Below are 24522 nucleotides of genomic sequence, written 5' to 3' on the forward strand. Positions count from 1 at the left end.
CCGTAACACTGCGCTTATCACGTTCTTGGCAATGCGTTGGTAATAAGGAGAAGCCCTATGGGTGCGTTGACCAAAGCGGAACTGGCGGAGCATTTGCACACTGAGCTTTCCCTCTCGAAGCGGGAAGCCAAGGCGATGGTCGAAGCCTTTTTCGAAGAGATTCGTGCCTGCTTGCGTGAGAACGAGCAGGTAAAACTCTCCGGATTCGGTAATTTCGACCTGCGTGACAAGCGTGAGCGGCCGGGGCGTAATCCTAAGACCGGCGAGGAGATCCCCATCTCGGCACGCCGGGTGGTGACCTTCCGGCCTGGGCAGAAGCTCAAGCAGCAGGTCGAAAGCTATCACGCCGATACGTGATCGTTTGACTGCCATCGATCACCTGGTGGGGTAGGCAGTAAAGAGGAGCGCTTCGGCGCTCCTTTTTTAACGCCAAGCGCATAGTTTTAGCGCCAAGGGCATAGTGGTGCGCGTATTTGCCAAGTGCACCAGCCGTGGATGCGTCTCATCCTTGTTGCGTGGTAATATCCGATAAAATTCATCAGGTATGGCGTGAGTCGCCAACCTCGTTCCACGAGTGCATCTAACGCGTATGGCCAAGCTGAACATCATCGTAGGTACCATGTATGGCGGCGCCCTGGACGTCGCCGAACAAGTCAAGCCACTCTTTGAGAACGTCGGTTATGAGGTCGATATCATCGAACAGCCCAGCGTCGACCATCTGCAAGCGGATCTCGTGCTGTTTTGTGTATCGACCACCGGTAGCGGCGACTTTCCCGGCAATCTGGTGCCCTTTGTTCGAGCGCTGAGCGCTCAAAGTCCAGCGCTGACCGAACTGCGCTATGGGCTCATTGCCATGGGCGATAGCTCGTATGGCGACACCTTTTGCGGCGCCGGTCGTAAACTCGATGAGCTGCTACAGGACCTGGGTGCCACGCGCCTGGATGAGCGCCTGGAAATCGATGCCATGGAAACCTTTATGGCCGACGACGCCGCGCTGCCTTGGGTCGAGGCCTGGATCGAGCGCCAAGCCTTGAGCGGCGTCTGAACATGGCCGCTGCACCCATACCCTCTCCCGAGCGTTTTAGCGTTACCCTTGGCCTTTGCTTGGTGATGCTCGCGACGCTTCCGCGCTACGCCGCAGGTGGCTTCGAGACACGCCAAACCCTGATGCTGATGGCGCTTGCCTGCGTGGCCGTCGTCGCGCTCGTGCAACTGCGGTTGCTGGACAAGGCTGCACGGGCGGCGCTCCCAAGACTATTGAAACGTCTGGTGCTGGCGCTGATCATCGGCGTCGCGCTGATGACGGCTTGGTACGCCGTCATGGGGGAGTATCTAAGCTGGCAAATGCTGGCCTCGCACGGGACAACGCTTGGGTTGATCCTGCATGCGCTTGGCCTGTGGTGGGGGCAGCGCTCGGTATGAGCCGATCAAGGGTTGTAATTTTCCTCAGCAGCCCCACATAGCATGCACGGCGCTTGCCACCATGCGTCAGGGTTCTTAAAATTGCTCTCTTGAACCAAATTTGACATTTATCCACTTGGTTACCCTTAAATAACCAACGCCCAGCCGCTAGAGGACAATTCATGCAAGTTTCCGTCGAGACGACCTCCCAGATCGAACGCCGCATCACGATTCAAGTGCCGGCTGCAGAAATCGACGAGGCCGTCAGCGCCCGCTTGAAAGACACTGCGAAGAACATTCGCCTGAATGGTTTTCGTAAGGGCCGGGTGCCGATGGCTGTCGTTCATCAGCGCTATGGCAAGGACGTGCGTAACGAAGTGGTGGGTGAGGTCATGCGCGAGCGCTACGTGCGTGCCATCACCGACGAGGGTCTGAACCCGGCGGGCTTCCCTCACATCGACGCGACCGTCAACGAGAGCGGTAAAGACCTCGAGTTTGTCGCCACCATGGAAGTCTATCCCGAAATCGAGCTGGCCTCGATTGAAGGCACCAGCGTAGAGCGTCCGGTCGTCGAGATCACCGATGCCGATATCGATGAGATGATCGAGACCCTGCGTAAGCAAAACGCCGATTGGGAAGAGACCGACGCTGCTGCCAAAGATGGCGATCAGGTCACCCTGGACTTCCAAGGTTTCCTCGGCGACGAGCCGTTCGAAGGTGGTAGCGCCGAAGGTCACGCGCTGGTGCTGGGTTCCAACAGCTTCATCCCAGGCTTCGAAGCGCAGCTGGAAGGCGTCAAGGCCGGTGACGAGAAGAGCATCAACGTCACTTTCCCGGATGATTACCAGGCCGAACACCTGGCGGGCAAAGAAGCGACCTTCAAGGTCAAGGTTCACAAGGTAGCCACCAAAAAGCTTCCTGACGTCGACGATGCCTTCATCCAGCGCTTTGGCGTCGAAGGGGGCGATGAGAGCCAGTTCCGCGCTGAGATCAAAAAGAACATGACGCGTGAATCCGAGCAGGCCATCGATAACCGCGTCAAGCAGCAGGTACTCGACGCGCTGAAGAAAGCCAACGAGATTCCGGTTCCTGCCTCTCTGGTACAGCAGGAAACCGACGGCATGAAACGCCAGGCTGCGCAGCAGTTTGGCCTGGGTGAAGACTTCGATGTCAGTCAACTGCCTAACGAGCTGTTCGCCGAGCAGGCGAAAAGCCGCGTTCAGGTCGGCTTGCTGCTTGCCGAAGTGATCAAGTCCAACGGCCTCGAAGCCACTGACGATGAGATCAAGGCCAAGGTCGAGGAGCTCGCCGAGCAGTACCAAGAGCCTCAGCAGGTGGTCGACTATTACATGGGCAACGAGCAGATGAAGACCCAGGTCAAGTCCGCCGTTCTCGAAGAGAAGGCCGTCGACAAGCTGCTCGAACAGGCGAACGTGTCCGACGTGACGATGTCCTACCAGCAAGTGCTGGCAGCGGCGCAGAAGCAGGAAGAGAGCGAGGAAGCAGAAGAGAGCGAGCAGGCCTAACGCCTGAACGACTTTCGCTGTGCGGCGCACCCGCCTTGTCGGTGCGCCTTTCCCTTAACGGACGCAAGGAATCACCCGAATGAGTGAGTTTGATATTCGAAACGCCGGCGGTTTAGTACCCATGGTGGTTGAGCAAAGCGCCAAAGGGGAAAGAGCCTACGACATCTACTCGCGTCTTTTGAAAGAGCGCGTCATCTTCCTCGTTGGCCAGGTCGAAGATTACATGGCCAACCTGATCGTTGCCCAGATGCTCTTTCTCGAGTCGGAAAACCCCGACAAGGACATTCACCTGTACATCAACTCGCCAGGTGGCTCGGTGACGGCAGGTATGTCGATTTACGACACCATGCAGTTCATCAAGCCCGACGTGTCGACCGTATGTATTGGTCAGGCTGCGAGCATGGGTGCTTTCCTATTGACCGCCGGTGCGGCAGGCAAGCGCTACTGCTTACCCAACTCGCGCGTCATGATTCACCAGCCACTTGGTGGCTATCAGGGGCAGGCCTCGGATATCGAGATTCACACTCGTGAGATTCTTGGTATTCGCGAGAAGCTGAACCGTATTCTGGCGCACCATACCGGACAGGATTTCGACACCATCGCGCGGGATACCGATCGGGATAACTTCATGAGCGCGAAGGCGGCCAAGGAGTACGGGCTGGTCGACGATGTGCTGGATAAGCGCCCCACATCCTGATAGTTTGGATCGTTGTGCTAATTGGGGTTTGCTGAAATTAATGAGCTTTCAACGGCGGCAGTTGCCGCCGAAGTGACAGAGGTACGCGAATGGCCGACGGCAAAGGCAAGGACGAAGGTGGCAAACTGCTTTACTGCTCGTTTTGTGGCAAGAACCAGAACGAAGTACGTAAGCTGATTGCTGGCCCGTCCGTATATATCTGCGATGAGTGTGTCGATCTATGCAATGACATCATTCGCGAGGAAGTTCTCGAAGCCGATGCCGAGAGCAGTGAAGAGCGTTTACCTGCGCCTCGTGAAATTCGTCATACGCTGGATGACTACGTCATCGGGCAGGATCGCGCCAAGATGGTTCTTTCGGTGGCGGTCTACAACCACTACAAGCGGTTGAAATCCGACGTTCGCGATGGTGACGTCGAGCTCGGCAAATCCAATATTTTGCTCATCGGTCCTACCGGTAGCGGTAAGACGCTGCTGGCTGAAACCATGGCGCGGCTGCTCAACGTGCCGTTCACCATCGCTGATGCTACCACGCTGACCGAAGCCGGTTACGTGGGTGAAGATGTCGAAAACATCATTCAAAAGCTGCTGCAAAAGTGCGATTACGACGTCGAGAAGGCCGAGCGCGGTATCGTTTACATCGATGAGATCGACAAGATTTCGCGTAAATCCGATAACCCTTCGATTACCCGTGATGTCTCGGGTGAAGGTGTGCAGCAGGCACTGCTCAAGCTGATTGAGGGTACTACCGCATCGGTGCCGCCTCAGGGGGGCCGTAAGCACCCGCAGCAGGAGTTCGTGCAGGTCAATACCGGCAACATCCTGTTCATCGTTGGCGGCGCTTTCGCCGGACTCGATCGCGTCATCCGCGATCGTGCCGAGAAGGGCGGTATTGGCTTCAATGCCACGGTGAAAAGCAAAGAGACCACCAAGGGTGTGGGCCAGGTACTGGCCGACGTCGAACCAGAAGACCTGGTCAAATTTGGCCTTATCCCCGAGTTCGTTGGTCGTCTTCCCGTTATCGCCACGTTGACCGAGCTCACCGAGGATGCGTTGGTTCAAATTCTCACCGAGCCCAAGAACTCGCTGGTCAAGCAGTACGCCAAGCTGTTCGAGATGGAGGGTGTAGAGCTCGAGTTTCGTGACGAGGCGCTGCGCGCCGTGGCTGCCAAGGCGATGGAGCGTAAGACGGGGGCCCGCGGCCTGCGTTCGATCCTCGAATCGGTACTGCTCGAAACCATGTACGAGATCCCTTCCCTCGAAGGAGTGAGCAAGGTCGTCATCGAAGCCTCGGTCATTGCTGGAGATAGCGAGCCGCTGCTCATTTATAGCGGCCAGCCGGAAGAGGCCCGCGTCGATGGTACCGATGGTTGACCCAGTGCCGGCTTTCTCGGCCTAGCTCTCACCGCTCAAGCCAAACCAGAGGGGTCGCCGAGGCGACCCCTCGTTCTTGAGGCTTCGCTGCCCCGTGCTCTCTCCTGTTCTGCCTAGAGAGCAGGAAATGCAGCTATCCGTGGCAGCACAGAGATCACGAGCCTTAGTGTACTCATTCGATTTGTCGAGGAACGTCTGCGATGCAGCAGAACGCTGAAAAGACCCAGTGTCTCCCCCTGTTGCCATTGCGTGATGTCGTTGTATATCCGCAGATGGTCATTCCGCTCTTCGTCGGGCGTGAAAAATCCATTCAGGCGCTGGAAGCCGCAATGGAGTCGGACAAGCGTGTCCTGCTCGTGGCCCAGCGCGAGGCTTCTCAAGACGAGCCCAATAATGACGACCTCTACGCCATGGGCACCGTCGCCGAGATCATGCAACTGCTCAAGCTCCCCGACGGTACCGTCAAGGTGCTCATCGAAGGTGAGTTTCGTGCCGATGTAGTCGATATCGACGAGCATGAAAGTGGTTACACCCAGGCGCACGTCATATCACGCGATAGCCAGCCGCTGACGGCGCGCGAGCAAGAAGCGCTGGTACGCGTGTTGCTCAACCAGTTCGAACAGTACGTCAAGCTCTCCAAGAAAGTCCCCAATGAGGTGCTCAACTCGCTTTCGGGTATCGAGGACCCGAGCCGCTTGGTGGATACCATCTGTGCGCACCTGTCGCTCAAGATCGGTGATAAGCAGGAGCTTTTGGAGATGGATCGCGTGCGCGATCGCATCGAGCACCTGATGGCGCTGATCGAGTCGGAAATCGATCTGCTTCAGGTCGAGAAGCGTATTCGCTCGCGGGTCAAGGAGCAGATGGAAAAGACCCAGCGCGAGTATTATCTCAACGAGCAGATGAAGGCCATCCAGAAAGAGATGGGCGAGCTCGACAACGTACCCAACGAGGTCGAGAAGTACGAGCGGGCGATCAAGGAGTCCGGCATGCCCAAAGAGGCCGCCGAGAAAGCCACGCAGGAGCTCAACAAGCTCAAGATGATGGCCGCCAACTCCGCCGAAGCCACCGTGGTGCGCTCTTACCTCGACTGGCTCGTCGCCGTGCCGTGGAAAAAACGCACGCGGGTCAAGCACGACCTGATTCGCGCCCAGCAGATCCTCGACGAGGATCACTACGGTCTCGAAGACGTCAAGGCACGCATTCTTGAGTACCTTGCGGTACAAAAGCGGGTCAAGAAGATGAAGGGCCCCGTGCTCTGTCTGGTCGGCCCGCCTGGCGTGGGTAAAACCTCGCTGGGGCAGTCCATAGCCCGGGCCACCAATCGTAAGTACGTACGTTTGGCGCTTGGTGGCGTGCGTGACGAGTCCGAGATTCGTGGCCACCGGCGTACCTACATCGGCTCACTCCCGGGTAAGCTGATCCAGCGTATGAGCCGGGCCGAAGTGAAAAACCCGCTGTTCTTGCTCGACGAGATCGACAAGCTAGGTATGGATCATCGCGGTGATCCCGCCTCGGCGCTGCTCGAAGTGCTCGATCCCGAGCAGAACAACAGCTTTAGCGATCACTACCTTGAGCTCGATTACGATCTCTCGGAGACGCTGTTCATCTGTACCGCCAACTCGATGAATATCCCTGGTCCGCTGCGCGACCGTATGGAGATCATTCGCCTACCCGGTTATACCGAAGACGAAAAACTCGCCATTGCCAAGCGCTACCTGTTACCCAAGCAGCTCGACGCCAACGGCCTCAAGGCAGAGGAACTCGTCCTCGATGACGACGCGCTACTGGAGCTGATTCGTTACTACTCCCGTGAAGCCGGGGTGCGCGAGCTCGAGCGTCAGATCGCCAAGGTATGCCGTAAGGTGCTGCGCGAGCGCGTCGAGCAGGAGCAGAAGGCGAACGAAACCGCTGCCGGGCTCGAACTCGGCGCGGGCGATATCGAACGCTACGCCGGCGTGCGTCGCTATAGCTACGGCTTAGCCGAGCAGGAGGATCAAGTGGGCCGGGTAACGGGGCTTGCCTGGACCTCGGTCGGTGGCGAGCTCTTGAGCATCGAGTCGGTCGTCACTCCCGGTAAGGGGCGGATCAATAAGACCGGCTCATTGGGTGATGTGATGAAAGAGTCGGTCAGTGCAGCGCATACCGTGGTGCGTTTTCGCGCCAAGGCGCTGGGGATCGATGCAGCGCGCTTCGAGAGCGAGGATCTGCACATCCACGTGCCCGAAGGTGCCACGCCCAAAGACGGCCCCAGCGCGGGTATCGCCATGGTGACCGCCATGGTTTCGGCCTATACTCAGCGCGCCGTGCGTGCCGATGTCGCCATGACTGGCGAGGTCAACCTGCGTGGCGAAGTCATGCCGATCGGCGGACTGAAGGAGAAATTGCTGGCCGCCCGGCGCGGTGGTATAAAGATCGTCTTGATTCCCGAGGAAAATCGTCGCGACCTGAAGGAAGTACCTGATAACATAAAGGAAGCGCTCGATATTCGCCCGGTACGCTGGATTGATGACGTGCTTGAGGCAGCGCTGGTTACAGTGCCCACCGAGGGTGCTGCGATGAGCGAGGCCGAACCGAGTGGCTATGCCACGACCTCGAGTGCCAGCACGCACTGAAGCCAGTAGGTATGAAGATCTAGTAGATCTAGTAGATCTAGTAGATCTAGAGGTAATAGCATCAGCTTCGCCGAGGCGAGGGTGGTGCGGAAAAACGAACATCTAGGGGCATTGGCTACAAACGTATCGGGTGTTCGTGCTATCAGTAGGTGTTGAGAGTAAAAGGTAAGGGCGCTTTTGGGCGAGCTTACTTTGCGTATTGCCCGGCCCTCTGGGGGCGGGTCTTTCGCGGCGGGGTTGCTTGACAGGCGTTTTGACGCATTGCTATAAAACGCAGCTATGCTTTGATCGTCCTACGTTGCGGTGACCGCGCCGTTCAGAGCCATTTTTTATGAAACAGTCAAGGGGTGAAGAGTGAATAAGTCTGAGCTGATTGAAGCCATTGCTGCGTCTGCGGACATTCCCAAAGCGGCAGCAACCCGTGCATTGGATGCCATGGTGGAGTCTGTCACCGATAGCCTCAAGAAGGGCGATAGCGTATCTCTCGTCGGTTTTGGTACCTTCGCTATCAAAGAGCGCGCAGCGCGTACGGGACGCAATCCCCAGACTGGTCAGCCCATCGAGATCAGTGCTGCCAAAGTACCGAGCTTCAAAGCCGGTAAAGCACTGAAAGACGCCGTTAACTGATTCTACGGCGTAGGCTATGACGCAATGGGCGCATCGATTTCGATGCGCCCATGTTATTTATGCCCACCAAAAGGGCGCTGATCGGCGCTGTGTATAGCTGAGGCGAGCATGCTGCAAAGTATTCGAGATGGCTCCAAGAGCTGGGGAGCCAAGATAATCATCGGCCTCATGGTCGCGGCCATGGCCCTGTTTGGCGTGGAGTCGCTGTTTGGTATATTCGGTAGCGACCCCGATGAAGTCGCCAGCGTCAATGGCGAACCCATCATGCGCCAGCAAGTGGAACTCGAAGTGCAGCGTGCGCTGCGTTCGGGCCAGGTGCCCCCAGAGCAGGAGCGGGCCCTGCGTAACGACATGCTCGACCAGCTGATCGTCGACGAACTGCTGCGCCAGTACGCCGAGGACGGTCGCCTTTACGTCTCCGACGATCAACTCGATGAGATGATCGTTAATCTACCTGAATTTCAAGATGCCGATGGCCACTTCTCGGCCGATATGTTCCGCAATCGCTTGGCAAGTGCCGGTTACACGCCGATGTCGTTTCGCCAGATGCTGCGCGTCGATATCACTCGTCAGCAACTGCAGCAGGGGCTCGCTTTCAGCGATTTCACCCTGCCCAGCGAGCAGGCACGTCTAGCCGAGCTTCAGCGCCAGCAGCGTGAGATCCGCTATACGATTCTCGATGGCGCCAACGTAGCTGCCGAGCAGTCGCCGACTGACGAGCAGCTACAAGCCTACTACGCCGATAACGAAGCGGACTTCATGCGCCCCGAGCAGGTGCGCGTCGAGTACGTTTTGCTCGACCGTGAGCGTATGGCCGAAGGCATCGCCGTCGATGACGACGAACTCATGGCGGCCTACCGCGAAGAGAACCAGAACGCCGACCGGCGTTTGTCGCATATCATGGTCACCTACGGCACCGAGCGCACTCGTGAAGAAGCCGAAGCGCGCGTCGAGCAAATCGTCGATGAGCTCGATGCCGGTGAAGACTTCGCCACCGCTGCCCAGCGCTACTCCGACGATCTGGTTTCGGCCGAGCAGGGCGGCGATCTCGGCGTGACCGGTCGCGGCATCTTCGATGCCCCCTTCGATGAGGCGGCGTTTGCGCTGCTCGAAGGCGAAGTTTCGGCGCCGGTCGAAATGAACGATGCTTTCCACATCATTCGTGCCGACGAAGTGCTAGCCCCTTCGTTTGAGCAGCAGCGTGAGGTACTGCGTCAACAAGCAGCGCTAAGCCAGGTCGATGGCGAGTTCAACCAGCAGGTCCAGCGCCTGATCGACGAAAGCTTTGCTGCCGAAGATCTGCAAAGCGTGGCCGACGACCTGGGGCTCGAGCTCCACCAAACCGACTGGTTGGGGCGGGACGAAGGTGACGACGTGCTCTCCGAGCCCGGCGTCATGGCCGAAGCCTTCAGCCCCGAAGTGCTGGGCGAGGGTTATAACAGCGAAGTGATCGAGCTTGGTGACGACCGGCGCTTGGTGCTGCGTGTTGCCGAGCATCGCGACGCCACGCTGCTGCCGCTGGATGAGGTGCGCGATGAGGTCGTGGCCCGCGTTCAGGCTCAGCTCGGTCTCGATGCGCTGCGCGAGCAGGCGCAAGCCCAGCTAAGGGAGCTACGCAGTGGCGCAAGCGCTGATATCGACTGGGTAGGCCCGGTTAGCGTAACGCGCCAAAACAGTGCGACCGTGCCTGAAGCGATTGCCCAGGAAGCGTTTCGCTTGGCGCGGCCCGCCGAAGGCGAAAGTCGCTTCGGCATGGCTGATGTGCCCCAAGGAGTAGCCATTATCGCTGTCGATGAGGTCACCACCGGCGAGGTCGACGATGAGCTGGAAAGCTTCGTTGCACGTATGGCCGAGCAACTGCGCGCCCAGGCCGTGGTGCAAGGGCTGATCGATGACCTGCGCAGCGATGCCGATATCGAGCGCTAACTCGAGCGTAAACCCGTATGGACGCGCTAGTTAGCTGCGTGTGAGAGGTAAGTAACAAAAAAACCGGTCTCGAAAGAGGCCGGTTTTTCTTTGCGCCGACTTATATGGCGTTTTTTCTAGCGCTTACGCACCTCTCAAGGCGCTGGCGGTGCGCCGAGCGGGAACTGACGCAACGCAGGAGTGGGAAGGCCTGTATCCACCGCTTCGATGACGATGTCCCAGCCGTAGCCGTCTCCCCAGTCACCCAACACGTAGCGCTTGGCGGGCACCTCTTCGACGACGAGGTCGTGTACCTTGGGACGATGCGTATGGCCGTGAATCAGAGTCGAAACGCCGTGGCGCTGCATCCGTGCCACGACTTCCTCGGGGGTTACGTCCATGATCGCTTCGGCCTTGTTGGCATTGGCCTCGCCAGACTGCAGGCGCAGACTTTTGGCAAGCTCCAGGCGCTGTTCGATGGGTAGGGCGAGAATTTGCCCTTGCCAGGCCTCGCTGCGCGACTGCTGACGAAAGGCCATGTAGGCGTCGTCACGCGTACATAAGCTATCGCCGTGAAGCACAACTAGCGCTAGCCCCTCGATCTCTAGTGCCTGCTCTTCGGGCATGAGCGAAGCCCCAGCGGCCTCGGCAAAGCGCTCACCGATGAGAAAGTCGCGGTTGCCGTGCATAAAGTGCACGGCGGTGCCGCTATCGCTGAGCGTCTTTAGCCGCAGGATCACCTCATTGGCAACGGCGGTGAGCGGCGTGGGATGATCCAGAAGGTCATCGCCGATCCAGGCGTCGAAGAGATCGCCCAGCACATAGAGCGCATCCGCGCCCTTGACCGTGGTCTCCAGGTAGCGGTAGAAGCCCTGATTGACCTCTGGGGTCTCAGGGCTCAAATGTAGATCGGCTACGAGCAGCGTGCGCATTAAAACCACCCCGAATCAAGCGTCTTCTTTGACGTAGGCGCGCTCGATGACCACGTCTTCGGCGGGCACGTCGGCGTGCATGCCCCGGCGCGTGGTGCTGACTCCCTTGATCCGCTCGACTACGTCCATCCCCTCGACGACTTCGCCGAAAACGGCGTAGCCCCAGCCCTGCAGGCTTTTGCCGCTATGGTTCAAGAAGGCGTTGTCACCGACGTTGATGAAGAACTGTGCGGTCGCCGAGTGGGGGTCTTGGGTGCGCGCCATGGCCAGCGTGCCGATGGTGTTGTGGAGGCCGTTGTCGGCTTCGTTTTCGATGGGGTCGCGGGTGGGTTTTTGATTGAACTCCTGATCGAAGCCGCCGCCCTGGATCATGAAACCGTCGATAACGCGGTGGAACAGGGTGCCGTCGTAAAAGCCGTCGCGAACGTACTGCTCGAAGTTGGCTGCGGTGGCGGGCGCTTTCTCGTGATTGAGAGCGATGGTGATGTCACCGAAGTTGGTCTGTAATACGATCATCGATAAATTCCTGTTCATTAAAGGCGTTCGCCTTGGCGCTGTGCAATGGCGTCACGTTATAATAGCGGTTTTGCTCGGCACCGCGAAGCGTGTTGCGGTTATCGCCCCTCGGCGAGGCGATACGCGGTGGCCGAGCTCGTATCCACCACGAGGTTATCGAGCCAACATGACCAACGAGACCACCCCAGCGCCAAACTTCATTCGTAATCAGCTACGCGAAGAGATCGAGGGCGGCCAGGTCACCAACATCGTGACGCGCTTTCCCCCCGAGCCCAACGGCTTTCTGCACATTGGCCACGCCAAGTCGATCTGTCTGAACTTTGGCCTCGCCGAGCAGTTGGGTGGACAGTGTCACCTGCGCTTCGATGACACCAATCCGGCCAAGGAAGAGCAGGCCTATATCGATGCGATCAAGGCAGACGTCCAGTGGCTGGGCTTTAAGTGGGCAGGCGAGGTGCGCTACGCCTCGGACTACTTCGAGCAGCTTTATGCCTGGGCCCAGCACCTGATCCGTGAGGGCAAGGCCTACGTCGACGATCTTTCACCCGATGAAATTCGCGAATATCGCGGTACGCTCACCGCGCCTGGAAAGCCGAGCCCCTATCGCGAGCGGAGCGTCGATGAGAACCTCGCGTTGTTGGAAAAGATGCGCCTGGGTGAATTCGGCGAAGGCGAGAAGGTGTTACGCGCCAAGATCGACATGGCCTCGCCCAACATCAATCTGCGCGATCCGATCCTCTATCGTATTCGCCACGCCCATCACCACCAGACCGGTGATCAGTGGAAGATCTACCCCTCCTACGACTTCACTCACGGCCAGTCGGACGCCATCGAAGGGGTAACCCACTCCATCTGCACCCTGGAGTTCGAGGACCATCGCCCGCTCTACGAGTGGTTCTTGAACAACCTGCCGGTGCCGTGTAAGCCGCGCCAGATCGAGTTCGCCCGGCTCAACCTGAATTACACCCTGACCTCCAAACGTAAGCTCAAGCTGCTGGTAGACGAAGGCATCGTCGACGGTTGGGACGACCCGCGCATGCCGACCATTTCAGGCATGCGCCGTCGCGGCTACACCCCGGCTTCGATCCGTAAGTTCTGCGAGATGATCGGAGTGACCCGCGCCGACGGTGGCCTAGTCGACATCGCCATGCTGACCCACGCCATCCGGTCGGATCTCGAAGACAACGCGCCGCGCGCCATGTGCGTGCTCGACCCGCTCAAAGTCGTGCTCACCAACGTCGACGAGGGCTTTGAGGAAGTGTACGAAGTGCCTGGTCACCCGGCGCGGGAAGACATGCCGCTGCGTAAGGTTCCCTTCACCCGCGAGCTCTACATCGAGCGCGACGATTTCATGGAAGATGCGCCGAAGAAGTTCTTCCGCCTGGCGCCGGGCAAGGAAGTGCGCCTGCGCAATAGCTACGTGATTCGCTGCGACGAGGTGATCAAGGATGCCGCTGGCGAGATCATTGAGCTGCGCTGTTCGGTGGATTTCGACACCCTAGGCAAAAACCCCGAAGGGCGTAAGGTCAAGGGCGTGATCCACTGGGTTAGCGCGGCGCACGGCGTGCCCATGGAAGTGCGTCTCTACGACAATCTTTTCATGGTCGAACAGCCTGATCGCGACAAGGACGCTGATTTTCTCGAACACCTCAATCCTGCATCGCTTAGCGTATGTCAGGCGATCGGTGAGCCGAGCCTAGCTGGCGCCGAGAGCGAGGCGCGCTATCAGTTCGAGCGGGTCGGTTACTTCTGTGCCGACCGCCACGCCTCGACGCCGGAAAAACTGGTGTTCAACCGCACCGTCGGGCTGAAGGACAGCTGGGCGAAGATCAAGCAGAAAGGCTAAGGACGAGGGCGTATGCAAATCTACAATACCCTGACGCGTCGTAAGGAGCCCTTCACCCCGCTGGTGCCGGGCAAGGTGAGCATGTATGTGTGCGGAATGACGGTGTACGACTACTGCCACCTGGGACACGCCCGGGTCATGGTCGCCTTCGATGTCATCACCCGCTACTTGCGTGCCCGGGGCTACGATGTCACCTACGTGCGCAACATCACCGACATCGACGACAAGATACTCAAGCGTGCCGAGGAGAACGGCGAGAGCATCGCCGCACTCACCGAGCGTATGATCGACGCCATGCACGAAGACGAAGCGCGTCTTGGTGTGCTGCCGCCCTCTCAAGAGCCCAAGGCAACGGGGCATATTGACGAGATCGTGGCGATGATCGAAACGCTAATCGACAAGGGTTACGCCTACGCCGCCGATAACGGTGACGTCTACTACCGGGTACGTGAGTTCGCCGACTATGGCAAGCTCAATAACCGTAAGCTCGACGACATGCTCTCGGGGGCACGCGTCGAGGTCGATGCGCACAAGCAAGACCCGCTCGACTTCGTGCTATGGAAAGCGGCCAAGCCCGGTGAGGCGCACTGGCATTCGCCCTGGGGCGCGGGTCGCCCTGGCTGGCACATCGAGTGCTCGGCGATGTCGACCTGCTGCCTGGGCGAGACCTTCGACATTCACGGCGGCGGGCCGGACTTGACCTTTCCCCACCACGAAAACGAGATTGCCCAATCCGAGGCGGCTACCGGCAAGACCTACGTCAATACCTGGATGCACGCGGGTGCGGTGCGGGTGAACCAGGAGAAGATGTCCAAATCGCTGGGTAACTTCTTCACCATCCGCGATGTATTGGCCGAACACGATGCCGAAGTGGTGCGCTTTCTACTCGTGGCGAGCCACTACCGTAGCCCGATCAACTACTCCACCGAGTCGTTGGTCGAAGCCCGCAAATCGCTGATTCGCCTCTATACCGCTCTGGATGGCGTTGCGCTAGAAGGTGAGGCACCTGCAGAGTCGGGTGAGTCGCCGTATCGTGCGCGCTTTTTGGCGGCGATGGACGATGACTTCAATACGCCCGAAGCGCTGGCGGTACTGTTCGAGCTTGCCCGCGACGTCAATCGCCATCGCCAGGAGAGCGTTGAAACGTGCCGAGCGCTCGCTCGCGAACTCAAAGAGCTTGGCGGCATTCTGGGGCTTTTGCAGCAGGCGCCGGAGCGCTTTCTCAAAGGGGGGCAGCAGGCCATGCCGTTGAGCGAGGAGGAGATACTTGCACGTATTCAGGCACGCCAAGACGCTAAGGCAGCCCGCGACTTCGCCCGCGCCGACGCCATCCGCGACGAGCTGGCCGCACTCGGCATCGTGCTCAAGGACTCCCGCGAAGGCACGACATGGGTATTGGAGTCGTAGTAACGGAGCGTAGTAACGGCTGGAGTTGTTGGCGTATCCGCTCTACCTTAAAAAGCATGCCGACCATACCCAGCCCCGTTCGCTTGAGGCGGGTGCTGGGTATGCATGGATCCGTTGAGCGGTTACCACGCAGGCGGTACGTGTTTCGGCGACGTGTATCTACGTACATAAGGATATGACCCAGCATCCTCGGGTAATACGCTCGAGAATCGACACCCGATATAGGATTCATCGATATGCGCCTTCTGCCTCTCTCTGCCGTTGTCACGGCACTTGCCCTGGGTACAGCCGTTTCCTCCGCGCTTGCCGATGACCCCATCGTCGTGTCATCGAAGATCGACACCGAAGGGGCGGTACTGGGCGAGCTCATTATCCAGACGCTGGAGCATCATGATATTCCGGTCGAAAACCGCCTCCAGCTAGGAGCGACCAGCGTGGTGCGCAATGCGCTGCTGGCAGGGGAGATCGACCTCTACCCGGAGTACACCGGCAACGGCGCGTTTTTCTTCGACATGGCGGATAGCCCGGTATGGACCGACCCCGAGCAGGCCTATGACGCCGTGCGCGAACGCGATGCCGAGCAGGGTATCGTTTGGCTGGCGCCTGCCAGCGCCAACAATACCTGGGCGATGAGCGTGCGGGGCGATCTGGCCGAGGAGCACGATCTCGTCACCCTGGAAGACTTGGCGCGCTACCTGGAAGAGGATGGCGAGTTCAAATTTGCCGCCAGCGCTGAGTTCGTCGAATCGCCCCAGGCGCTTCCCGCGTTTCAACAGGCCTACGGTTTCGAGTTGAGCGACGATCAACTGCTGGTGCTTTCCGGCGGTAATACCGCCGCGACCATGCGCGCGGCGGCCCAGGGCACCAGCGGCGTCAATGCGGCCATGACCTATGGCACCGATGGCGGTCTGGTCGCCTTGGGCTTGGTGGTGCTTGAAGACACCCAAGGCGTACAGCCGGTCTATCAGCCTGCGCCTACCGTGCGCCACGCGGTGCTCGAGCGCTACCCCGAGATGCAGGCCCCGCTCGAAGCGCTCTTCGCGACCCTCGATGAAACCACGCTGCGCGAGCTCAACGCCGACGTGGCGGTCAACGGCCTATCGGCCGATCAGGTCGCTCGTGACTATCTCGAAGAGCTGGATCGGGATAGCGATGACAGCGATCAGTAAAGAAGAACGTACTGCCCGCCAAGGCAGCGATAAGTGTTTTGTGCCCAACATCGTTTTAATCACGCTGAGCCTTGGCTTGCTCATGCTGCTATGGTCGGTGGATAGCGTCTCGATTGCGCCCAACCGCATCGTGCCGGGCAGCGGCTTTATGCTATGGCAAGCCTTGGGGCTGCCCGGCGCGCTGCTGGTCAGCGTACTCATCGCCGCCTTAGCGGCCCTGGCGTTGACGCCGCAGAAGCGTTTCTACAGTGCTCAGCTCATCATCATTGCGCTATTACTGCTATTGATGCCCTTTGGGCTTATGGTGGCAGGGGCGCTATTGATCGAGCCGGATATGCCCCAGGCGCGCTTGGGCGTAAGCGGCGGTTTCTGGTGTTTACTCTTCGTCATGCTGCTAGCGCTGGTGGAAGTGCGCCTGCGGCTTAAGCTCTCGCGCCTATGGCCAGCGCTGCTGCTATGTTTCGTCGCCGCCGTTTGGTGGCTGTGCGCGCTGAGTTGGCTCGATCATGTAGCACTGGTGCAAGAGTTCAAGGCGCGCGACGCGCAGTTCATGCGTGCTCTGCAGCAGCACTTGGTGCTGGTGGGCGTCTCGGTGTCGCTAAGCGTCGTGCTAGGGCTTGCCCTAGCGCTTGCCATGCGGCGCTTCTCGCGGCTCAATCGCTTGGGCTTTGCGTTACTCAATTTCGTTCAAACCATTCCCAGTCTTGCGCTCTTTGGCCTGCTGTTGGCGCCGCTGGCGTGGTTGGCAAGCCAGGTGCCTTTGCTAGCGCGCTTGGGTGTCAGCGGTATCGGCATGGCACCCGCATTGATCGCGCTGGTGGCCTATAGTCTCTTACCCATGGTACGCAATACCTACACCGCGCTCGATGAAGTCGATGAGGCCACGCTTGAGGCCGCCACGGCCATGGGCATGCGTAGCGCCCAGCGTTTTTGGCAAGTGCGCCTGCCGCTGGCGCTACCGGTGCTGATCGAAGGCGTGCGTATCACTGCGGTTCAGGCCATTGGCCTTGCTACGGTGGCGGCACTGATTGGTGCGGGCGGGCTTGGCACCTTCATCTTTCAGGGGCTGGGGCAGGCTGCCATGGACATGGTACTGCTCGGCGCGCTGCCTATCCTGGTGCTGGCGCTACTCGTCGACGCCAGCCTCGGTGCACTAGCCGAACGACTTCGACCCGAGGGCATGCAATGATCGAACTCATCGACGTGGAAAAACGCTTTGGCGGCGTTGCAGCGGTCGAGGGGATAAGCCTGCGCGTGCCGAGCGGCAAGGTGTGCGCCCTGGTCGGCACGTCGGGCTGCGGCAAGTCGACCACGCTACGCATGATCAACCGCCTCATCGCCCACGATGGCGGCGAGATACGCCTCGATGGCCAACCCATCGACAGCGTCGACCCGGTGCAGCTTCGCCGACGCATTGGCTACGTGATTCAGCACACCGGCCTTTTTCCTCACTGGCGAGTCGCCCGCAATATTGCCCTGGTGCCACGGCTGCTGCGCTGGCCCAAAGAGCGCATCGAGGCGCGCGTGGCCGAACTGATGGCGCTATTGGGTTTGTCTTTCGACGAGCTGGCGCACAAGTATCCGCACGAGCTCTCCGGCGGCCAAGCTCAGCGCGTCGGCGTGGCCCGTGCGCTGGCGGGTGACCCGGATATCCTGCTGATGGACGAGCCTTTCGGCGCGCTCGACCCGCTCACCCGGGAAAAGCTCCAAGAGGAGGTCGCGCGGCTGCAGTCGTCGCTGCACAAGACCATCGTCTTCGTCACCCACGACATGGACGAGGCACTGCGCCTCGCCGATCACCTGGTGATCATGCGCGCCGGGCGCATCGTTCAGCAGGGTTCGCCCCTAGCGCTTTTGCGTGCGCCCGAAGACCCGTTCGTCGAGTCGCTGCTTGGCGGGCTCGAACGCGGGCTCAAGCAGGCCGCTCTCATGCGCGTGCGCGATCATATGGGCTCCCTGGGGCCGAGCCTACCCTCGGCGTCGCGCATCAGCATCGATGCCAGCCTGCGCCAGGGGCTATCAATCATGCTGCGCGATCACGCCGAGCGCCTGACGGTGGTGGACGGCAAGGATGTCCCCGTGGGCGAGCTCTCCCTACGCCGCTTGATCAAGGAGACCCAGTGGGAACAGCCAACGTCGCCGTGAAGTCGCGCGCTGCGCCATTGCAGTGGCGCTGGCCGCTGGTGTGGGCCAGCCTGCTCGCGCTTTGCGTGTTGGGCATGCCCCATCTGGAGGCACTTTTTCGCCTGTTCGAGCCTGATGCGCGCCAGGTCGTCTATACCCGCGCGAGCTTTGCCACGCTGCTATGGCGTCATCTCTCGGTGGTCGCTGTGGCAGCACTTGCCGGTATCGTTTTCGGGGTGTTGGCGGGTATTGCGGTGACCCGCAAGCGCGGCCGTGATTTCATGCCGCTGGTGGCCCAGCTAGCTTCGCTAGGGCAAACCTTTCCGCCCGTAGCAGTGCTTGCGCTGGCCGTCCCCGCCATCGGCTTCGGCACCTGGCCCATCATCATGGCGCTGCTGCTCTATGGCCTTTTGCCCATCGTGCGCAACACGCTTTCGGGGCTTTTGGGCGTCGATGCCGAGGTCAAAACCGCTGCTCGGGCCATGGGGATGACCCCCTGGCAGGTGCTGATAAGCGTCGAGCTGCCCCTGGCCATGCCGATCATCCTGGCCGGAGTGCGTACCTCGGTGACCATCAATATCGCCACGGCAGCGCTGGGTGCCACGGTGGGAGCGAGCAATCTGGGTGATCCCATCATTGCCGGTATCATCAACAACAATACCGCCTACATCGTCCAGGGCGCGGTGGTGATCGCGCTGCTGGCGCTCACCGTCGATAGTCTGTTCGATATGCTGCAACAACGTCTCAAGACGAGCAGATCTGCAGCTTAAGTTGAATCCCTAAAGCCAAACGCCTGCGTTAGTCTCGTGTTGTCGGCTCGCCCTTTGGCGGAGAAATCCTCTGGCAAAAACGGGCTGGAGCGACAACACTGCCCTCAAAAGGGGCAATAACAAGGACAAACGTCATGGCAAATACTATCTTCACGCCGAGCTTCATGACCGGCGACGAAGTCTCGATTCCTACCTTTGCACTACTCGATCCAAGCGGTGCGCTTTATGACGGCGCCCAGGAACCCGCGCTAGAGCGTGACCACGCGCGCAGGCTCTACCACGCCATGCTGGCCACCCGGCTTCTGGACGAGCGCATGATGGCGGCGCAGCGCCAGGGGCGGCTGAGCTTCTACATGCAGAGTACCGGGGAGGAGGCGGCCGTCGTGGGCGCCACGGCCGCGCTCCACGACGACGACATGATCATGGCCCAGTACCGCGAGCAGGGGGCGCTGATGTATCGCGGTTTTGGTATCGAGGCGTTCATGAACCAGCTCTTTGGCAACGCGCTGGACGACGGCAAAGGGCGCCAGATGCCGATTCACTACGGCTCGCAAGCGCTGCACTACATGACCATCTCGTCGCCGCTGGCAACGCAAATTCCCCAGGCCACGGGCTACGCCTACGGCCAGAAACTGGCGGGTAAGGGCAAATGCACGCTGACCTTCTTCGGCGAGGGCGCGGCCTCCGAAGGCGACTTTCACGCCGCACTCAATATGGCCTCGGTGCATCGCGTGCCGGTGATCTTTTTCTGTCGTAACAACGGCTACGCCATTTCCACGCCGGCGGTCGAGCAGTTCGCCGCCGACGGTATCGCCCCGCGCGCCTTTGGCTATCGCATGCACGTCATTCGGGTCGACGGTAACGACGTGCTGGCGGTGTGGGAGGCCACGCGCGCGGCCCGTAAGCTGGCCGTTGAGCATAACCAACCGGTATTGATCGAGGCCATGTCCTACCGCCTGGCAGCGCACTCCTCCTCGGACGATCCATCGGGCTATCGCTCCAAAAAAGAGGAGGAGACCTGGCGCAGCAAAGACCCCATCGCGCGGATGAAAGCCTGGATGATGGCGAAGCAGTGGTGGAGTGAGGATGAGGAGAGCGCCGAGCAGGAGCGGCTACGCAGCGACATTTTGGCGACCATGAAACGCGCCGAAAAACAGCCCCCGCCGCCGCTCGAATCGCTCATCGAAGACGTCTACGCCGAGGTGACGCCCGCGCTACGCCACCAGCTCGATGAGCTCAAAGCGCATATTCGCTGCTACCCCGACGCTTACCCACGCGGTGCGGCCTCGCTCGATGCCGTTAAGCTTGCCAACGATGCCCAAGCGGAGTGACGCCATGCCCACCATGAACATGCTACAGGCGATCAACAGCGCGTTGGACATCGCCATGGCCGATAACGAAAAAGTGATCTGCTTTGGAGAAGACGTGGGCGTTTTCGGCGGCGTCTTTCGCGCCACGAGCCACCTGCAGGAGAAGTACGGCAAGGCGCGCTGCTTCAATACGCCGCTGGTCGAGCAGGGCATCATCGGCTTTGCCAACGGCCTGGCCGCGCAGGGCTCGGTCGCGGTCGCCGAGATTCAGTTTGCCGACTACATCTTTCCCGCCTTCGACCAGATCGTCAACGAAACCGCCAAGTTCCGCTACCGCTCGGGCAATTTGTTCAACGTCGGCGGTCTGACCATTCGCACGCCCTATGGGGGCGGCATAGCGGGAGGGCTCTACCACTCCCAGTCCCCCGAGGCATACTTCACCCATACGCCAGGGCTCAAGGTCGTCGTGCCCCGCGACCCCTACCAGGCCAAGGGCCTGCTGCTCGGCGCCATCCGCGATCCTGATCCGGTGCTGTTTCTCGAACCCAAGCGCCTCTACCGCGCGGCCACCGGCGAGGTGCCTAAAGAGGATTACGTACTGCCGTTAGGAACGGCCGAGGTAGTACAAGAGGGACGCGACATCACCCTGGTGGGCTGGGGCGCGCAGATGGAGGTGATTCTCAACGCGGCCCGCCTTGCCGAAGAGCAGGACATTTCGTGTGAGGTTATCGACCTGCGCACGCTGCTGCCCTGGGACGTCGACTGCGTGAGTAACTCGGTGCTCAAAACCGGGCGCTTGATCGTCTCCCACGAGGCGCCCTTGACCGGCGGTTTTGCCGGTGAGATCGCCGCCACCATCCAAGAGCGCTGCTTTCTCTACCTGGAGTCGCCCATCGCGCGCGTCACCGGGCTCGATACGCCTTTTCCGCTGATATTGGAGAAGGAGTACTTGCCCGACCACTTGAAGATCTTCGAGGCGATTCGCGCCAGCGTGACGTTCTAGGCCGGCCTTTTAGGCGCACTCAATAGGTGCGCTAAACGCGCCCAGGCCAAGACAAGTCATCCGCATACAGGAGAGCAGCAATGAGCGATTTCTTACTACCCGATATCGGCGAGGGGATCGTCGAGTGTGAAGTGGTCGAGTGGCTGGTGAACGAGGGCGACCGTATCGCCGAAGACCAGCCCATCGTCGAAGTCATGACCGATAAGGCGCTGGTCGAGATCACCGCTCCGGAGGCTGGGGTGGTCACGCGCCTCTACGTGGCACAAGGCAAGGTCGCCCGCGTACACGCACCCCTATATGCCTATCGCGGCGAAGGCGAGGGCGAAGGGGAGAGCGAGGAGGAGAGACAGGGCGAAGATAACGAGCAGGGTAAAGAACCGGCAAAAACAAAAGCCCCGGAAAAATACGAATCGGCAGCGTTGAGCGACGCGAGTGCAAACGTAAGCCCGAAAGCGCCCCACAAAACCCCGGCAAGCCCGGCGGTGCGTCGCCTGGTGCGCGAGCATGGGCTCACGCTCGACGATATCGACGGCAGCGGCCGCGGCGGGCGCGTGTTGAAAGAGGACGTGCTTGCTTGTTTGAAAGAGGATGATGGGACGAAAAGCACCCAGGCCGATGTTGCACGCACAGCGGGCGAGGCGGTAGCGCCACGCCGCGAGCCGCTCAAGGGGATGCGCGCGGTCATGGCCAAGCGTATGGTCACTTCGGTTAGCACTATTCCCCACTTTCACTACGGCGAAGAGATCGATGTGACGGCGCTCTTGGCGCTGCGCGAACGGCTCAAGGAAGAGGTCGCCGCCAAGGGCGAGCGGCTGACGCTGATGCCCTTTTTCATGAAGGCGCTGGCGCTGGCCATAGACGCCTATCCGCTGGTCAATGCGCGTTTGGACGCCGCCGCCGAGAATATTCTCTACAGCGATGGTTGCCATATCGGGATGGCGGTGGACGGCAAGGCAGGGCTCATCGTGCCTAACGTCAAGCACGTTGAGCAGCGCTCGCTGTTCGAACTCGCCCAGGAGATCGGGCGCCTAACCCAGGCCGCCCGCGAAGGCCGCGTCGATGCCAAGGACATGAGCGGGGGCACCATTACCATCTCCAACATTGGCGCCTTGGGTGGCACCTACGCCGCGCCAATCATCAACGCGCCCGAAGCCGCCATCGTTGCAATCGGCAAGAGCCAGTGGCTGCCGCGCTTCGACGCCGAGGGGGCGGTGGTCCGCCGGGCCATCGCCACCGTAACCTGGGCTGGCGATCATCGCTTCATCGATGGCGGCACCATTGCGCGCTTCTGTAACGCCTGGAAGGGCTACCTGGAGGCGCCCGATACCCTACTGCTGCACCTGCGCTAGGGGGATTTTCGGTTGAACACGATAGCGTCGAGGTAGGAGCGCACCGATGAGTCAGGCCGCGCTGAAGCAGTTCTACATTCCCGAGGAGCAGTCGATCTATCTGCTCAGCCACCGCGATGCGCGCAAGCTTAAGGATTGGGTTGCGCTATGCCAAACCCAGCTTGCGCGACTGGGCTACGAGCAGATCGAGCTGATCGGCAAGGGCGCCTATGGGTTCGTCTTTGCCGGTCGTCGTCCTAGTGACGCGCCTGAATCAAAAGAAGCGCCCGAAAACGCGCACGTCGTTTTCAAGTTCTCGCGCATCACTCTCGCGCACCATCTGCAGGAACGCTTGGAGGAGGAGGCGTTCATGCTCGATCAGGTGGCGCATCCTCGGGTACCGGCGCTGGTCGCCTTCCAGCGGGTGCGCGGGCAGTCGATTCTGGTCATGCAGCGCGCACCGGGTTGGAACCTGGAGGAGATCTCGCTACGCCAGGGGCGCCTGTCACCGCGGCTGGTGATCAAAATCGCCGCTCAGTTGGCCGACATTCTGATCTTTCTTCGCGGCGCGCAAACTCCGCTGCCCGAGCGCAGTCGAGAAGCACCTCAGCGCCTTCAGCGCCCCGTCGTTCACGGGGATATCAAACCCTCCAATCTGGTCTTCGATCCGCGCAGTGAAACGGTGGCACTGATCGACTGGGGCTCATCGGTGTTCGCCCAGCTCGACGCCGAGGGCCACTTTGCCCATACCAGCGTGATGACGCTGATGTCGGATCATCTTCAGCAAACCAATGCTCGCCTGGGGGATGTCTACTTTATTGGCGAGGAGCAGCTTAGCGGGGCGCTTTCCTCACCGCGCTTTGACGAGCAGGGCGTGGCGGCCACGCTCTACGCTCTGGCCTCAGGGCAGTCGTGTCGCTTTGGCGCCAAGGCGATCCCGGCGAGCTCTCTGGGGCTGCCACGCGAGTTCGCGCGCATGCTGGATGCCATGCTGGCGCCCGATGCCGCGCTTCGCCGCCGGGCGGGCGATTACTTCTTAGCGGCGATGCCGCGCATGGCGCGTACGGTGATGGTCGATCTAGATGCACCCGCCGAGCGGCCTCAGGTGCCGGTGTGGACGCGTGCTGCCGAGGAGGAGATCGAGACGGTGGTGTACAGCTCGCGCAAGGCGTTCTTGCGTGAGGCCAGCGCCGAGGCGCCGCTGGATGCGGTCGACGATGTGCAGCTTGATCGCTACTACAAGCAGTTCATGCAAGGCATGGGCGATACCGAGAAGGCGTTTTTAGCGGCCGTCAGCCGTTTGGGGCGCTATCCCGTGGTGGGTGGGCTTGCGGTACGCTGGGAGCAGGAGGGCGTCTATATCGACTCATCGCTCAATCTTCACGACGCGGCGCTAAAACCGGCGTTCGTCCAGGCGGTCAACAATATGGTAAGCCTTGCGCGCGCTATAACGCGCCAGGGAATCTTTAAAAGCTGTCTGTTCAATGCCCGCCAAACGCTGCACATCGAGCGTGAGAGCGTCACTTCGCCCTTTGTGGCCGCCCCGGATATGGCCATTCGTTACGAGGTCAGCGCCATGCCCGAGATCGAAAATCGCAGCCGCCTGCACAGCTACTTCGAAGACGGGCCTGACCCTGAAGAGCTGCTGGCGCTGCCGCCTGCGATCATGACCGCGCTAAGGGCGCTCAACGACATTCACCATACCGGTATGATCATCTTCGAGGCGCTGCCGCGTCATCTCAAGCTTCACAGCTACTACCGTCTGCTGGATACCTCGCAAGAGGCCGCCTTTCGCCGCCAGCTCGATACCATTTTGGCCTCGCTCGACCAGATAGAGGGGCTGGGCGTGTCGGGGTTCATGAAGATGCCCTATAAAGATACCCGCCACTTCGCTCATCAAGCCTGCCAGCCCGAACGCTTCTATCCTCGCGATCCGCGCTCACCGCTTAATTCCTAGCACGCTAACCCTGCCA

Annotated in this window: 21 protein-coding genes; 19 read left to right on the forward strand and 2 right to left on the reverse strand. The window is 60.2% G+C overall.

Annotation, left to right across the window (positions count from 1 at the left end; all coding sequences use genetic code 11):
- Positions 1–42: 42 nt before the first annotated feature.
- The 9 genes from LLY24_RS14520 to LLY24_RS14560 all read left to right on the forward strand — a co-directional run bounded on the left by LLY24_RS14520 (position 43) and on the right by LLY24_RS14560 (position 10165).
- Positions 43–357, forward strand: coding sequence for an integration host factor subunit alpha (locus LLY24_RS14520; protein ID WP_259037217.1), 315 nt, complete (start codon positions 43–45; stop codon positions 355–357).
- 232 nt (positions 358–589) lie between these two features.
- On the forward strand, positions 590–1045 hold the full coding sequence (locus LLY24_RS14525) for a flavodoxin domain-containing protein (protein WP_259037024.1): 456 nt from the start codon (positions 590–592) through the stop codon (positions 1043–1045).
- 2 nt (positions 1046–1047) lie between these two features.
- Positions 1048–1422: a hypothetical protein gene (locus LLY24_RS14530; protein WP_259037025.1), complete on the forward strand. Its 375-nt coding sequence runs from the start codon at positions 1048–1050 to the stop codon at positions 1420–1422.
- A gap of 161 nt (positions 1423–1583) precedes the next feature.
- Positions 1584–2927, forward strand: a complete 1344-nt coding sequence (gene tig / locus LLY24_RS14535) for a trigger factor (RefSeq protein ID WP_259037026.1) — start codon at positions 1584–1586, stop codon at positions 2925–2927.
- Positions 2928–3006: 79 nt separating this feature from the next.
- A complete protein-coding gene (gene clpP / locus LLY24_RS14540; protein ID WP_259037027.1) occupies positions 3007–3624 on the forward strand; it encodes an ATP-dependent Clp endopeptidase proteolytic subunit ClpP in 618 nt (205 codons plus the stop codon).
- A gap of 89 nt (positions 3625–3713) precedes the next feature.
- Positions 3714–4997, forward strand: coding sequence for an ATP-dependent Clp protease ATP-binding subunit ClpX (clpX, locus tag LLY24_RS14545; RefSeq protein WP_259037028.1), 1284 nt, complete (start codon positions 3714–3716; stop codon positions 4995–4997).
- Between the two features lie 200 nt (positions 4998–5197).
- Positions 5198–7612 carry an endopeptidase La gene (gene lon, locus LLY24_RS14550; protein WP_259037029.1) on the forward strand — a complete coding sequence of 805 codons (2415 nt, stop codon included), beginning with the start codon at positions 5198–5200 and terminating at the stop codon, positions 7610–7612.
- A 354-nt stretch (positions 7613–7966) separates the two neighbouring features.
- Complete coding sequence (gene hupB / locus LLY24_RS14555; protein ID WP_227391363.1) at positions 7967–8239, forward strand: nucleoid-associated protein HU-beta; 273 nt, start codon at positions 7967–7969, stop codon at positions 8237–8239.
- A gap of 108 nt (positions 8240–8347) precedes the next feature.
- Positions 8348–10165 carry a SurA N-terminal domain-containing protein gene (locus tag LLY24_RS14560; protein ID WP_259037030.1) on the forward strand — a complete coding sequence of 606 codons (1818 nt, stop codon included), beginning with the start codon at positions 8348–8350 and terminating at the stop codon, positions 10163–10165.
- A 134-nt stretch (positions 10166–10299) separates the two neighbouring features.
- On the opposite strand, the gene LLY24_RS14565 is transcribed toward LLY24_RS14560, so the two are convergent.
- Complete coding sequence (locus LLY24_RS14565) at positions 10300–11076, reverse strand: UDP-2,3-diacylglucosamine diphosphatase (protein WP_259037031.1); 777 nt, start codon at positions 11074–11076, stop codon at positions 10300–10302.
- 15 nt (positions 11077–11091) lie between these two features.
- The gene (locus tag LLY24_RS14570) at positions 11092–11592 is read right to left on the reverse strand and encodes a peptidylprolyl isomerase (protein WP_259037032.1); all 501 of its coding nucleotides are present in this window, start codon (positions 11590–11592) and stop codon (positions 11092–11094) included.
- Positions 11593–11758: 166 nt separating this feature from the next.
- On the opposite strand from LLY24_RS14570, the gene LLY24_RS14575 reads away from it, so the two are divergent.
- From LLY24_RS14575 to LLY24_RS14620, 10 genes are all read left to right on the forward strand, one after another.
- Positions 11759–13438, forward strand: a complete 1680-nt coding sequence (locus LLY24_RS14575) for a glutamine--tRNA ligase/YqeY domain fusion protein (RefSeq protein ID WP_259037033.1) — start codon at positions 11759–11761, stop codon at positions 13436–13438.
- Positions 13439–13450: 12 nt separating this feature from the next.
- Positions 13451–14845 (forward strand): cysteine--tRNA ligase, encoded by a 1395-nt coding sequence (gene cysS / locus LLY24_RS14580; RefSeq protein WP_259037034.1) that lies wholly within the window; start codon positions 13451–13453, stop codon positions 14843–14845.
- 236 nt (positions 14846–15081) lie between these two features.
- Positions 15082–16014 carry a glycine betaine ABC transporter substrate-binding protein OsmF gene (gene osmF / locus LLY24_RS14585; protein ID WP_259037035.1) on the forward strand — a complete coding sequence of 311 codons (933 nt, stop codon included), beginning with the start codon at positions 15082–15084 and terminating at the stop codon, positions 16012–16014.
- Complete coding sequence (locus LLY24_RS14590) at positions 15998–17203, forward strand: ABC transporter permease (RefSeq protein WP_259037036.1); 1206 nt, start codon at positions 15998–16000, stop codon at positions 17201–17203. The genes osmF and LLY24_RS14590 overlap by 17 nt, the downstream gene beginning before the upstream one ends.
- Positions 17200–18159 (forward strand): ABC transporter ATP-binding protein, encoded by a 960-nt coding sequence (locus tag LLY24_RS14595; RefSeq protein WP_259037037.1) that lies wholly within the window; start codon positions 17200–17202, stop codon positions 18157–18159. Before LLY24_RS14590 ends, LLY24_RS14595 begins: the two co-directional genes overlap by 4 nt.
- Positions 18135–18908 (forward strand): ABC transporter permease, encoded by a 774-nt coding sequence (locus tag LLY24_RS14600; RefSeq protein ID WP_259037038.1) that lies wholly within the window; start codon positions 18135–18137, stop codon positions 18906–18908. The genes LLY24_RS14595 and LLY24_RS14600 overlap by 25 nt, the downstream gene beginning before the upstream one ends.
- A gap of 134 nt (positions 18909–19042) precedes the next feature.
- Entirely contained in the window at positions 19043–20239 is a 1197-nt protein-coding gene (locus LLY24_RS14605; protein ID WP_259037039.1) for a thiamine pyrophosphate-dependent dehydrogenase E1 component subunit alpha, read from the forward strand.
- Between the two features lie 4 nt (positions 20240–20243).
- Positions 20244–21221 carry an alpha-ketoacid dehydrogenase subunit beta gene (locus LLY24_RS14610; protein WP_259037040.1) on the forward strand — a complete coding sequence of 326 codons (978 nt, stop codon included), beginning with the start codon at positions 20244–20246 and terminating at the stop codon, positions 21219–21221.
- A gap of 80 nt (positions 21222–21301) precedes the next feature.
- Positions 21302–22570 carry a 2-oxo acid dehydrogenase subunit E2 gene (locus LLY24_RS14615; protein ID WP_259037041.1) on the forward strand — a complete coding sequence of 423 codons (1269 nt, stop codon included), beginning with the start codon at positions 21302–21304 and terminating at the stop codon, positions 22568–22570.
- Positions 22571–22616: 46 nt separating this feature from the next.
- Complete coding sequence (locus tag LLY24_RS14620; protein ID WP_259037042.1) at positions 22617–24506, forward strand: protein kinase domain-containing protein; 1890 nt, start codon at positions 22617–22619, stop codon at positions 24504–24506.
- The last annotated feature ends 16 nt before the right edge of the window (positions 24507–24522 follow it).

This window comes from Halomonas dongshanensis (assembly GCF_024790395.1).
GTDB classification, from domain to species: domain Bacteria; phylum Pseudomonadota; class Gammaproteobacteria; order Pseudomonadales; family Halomonadaceae; genus Vreelandella; species Vreelandella dongshanensis.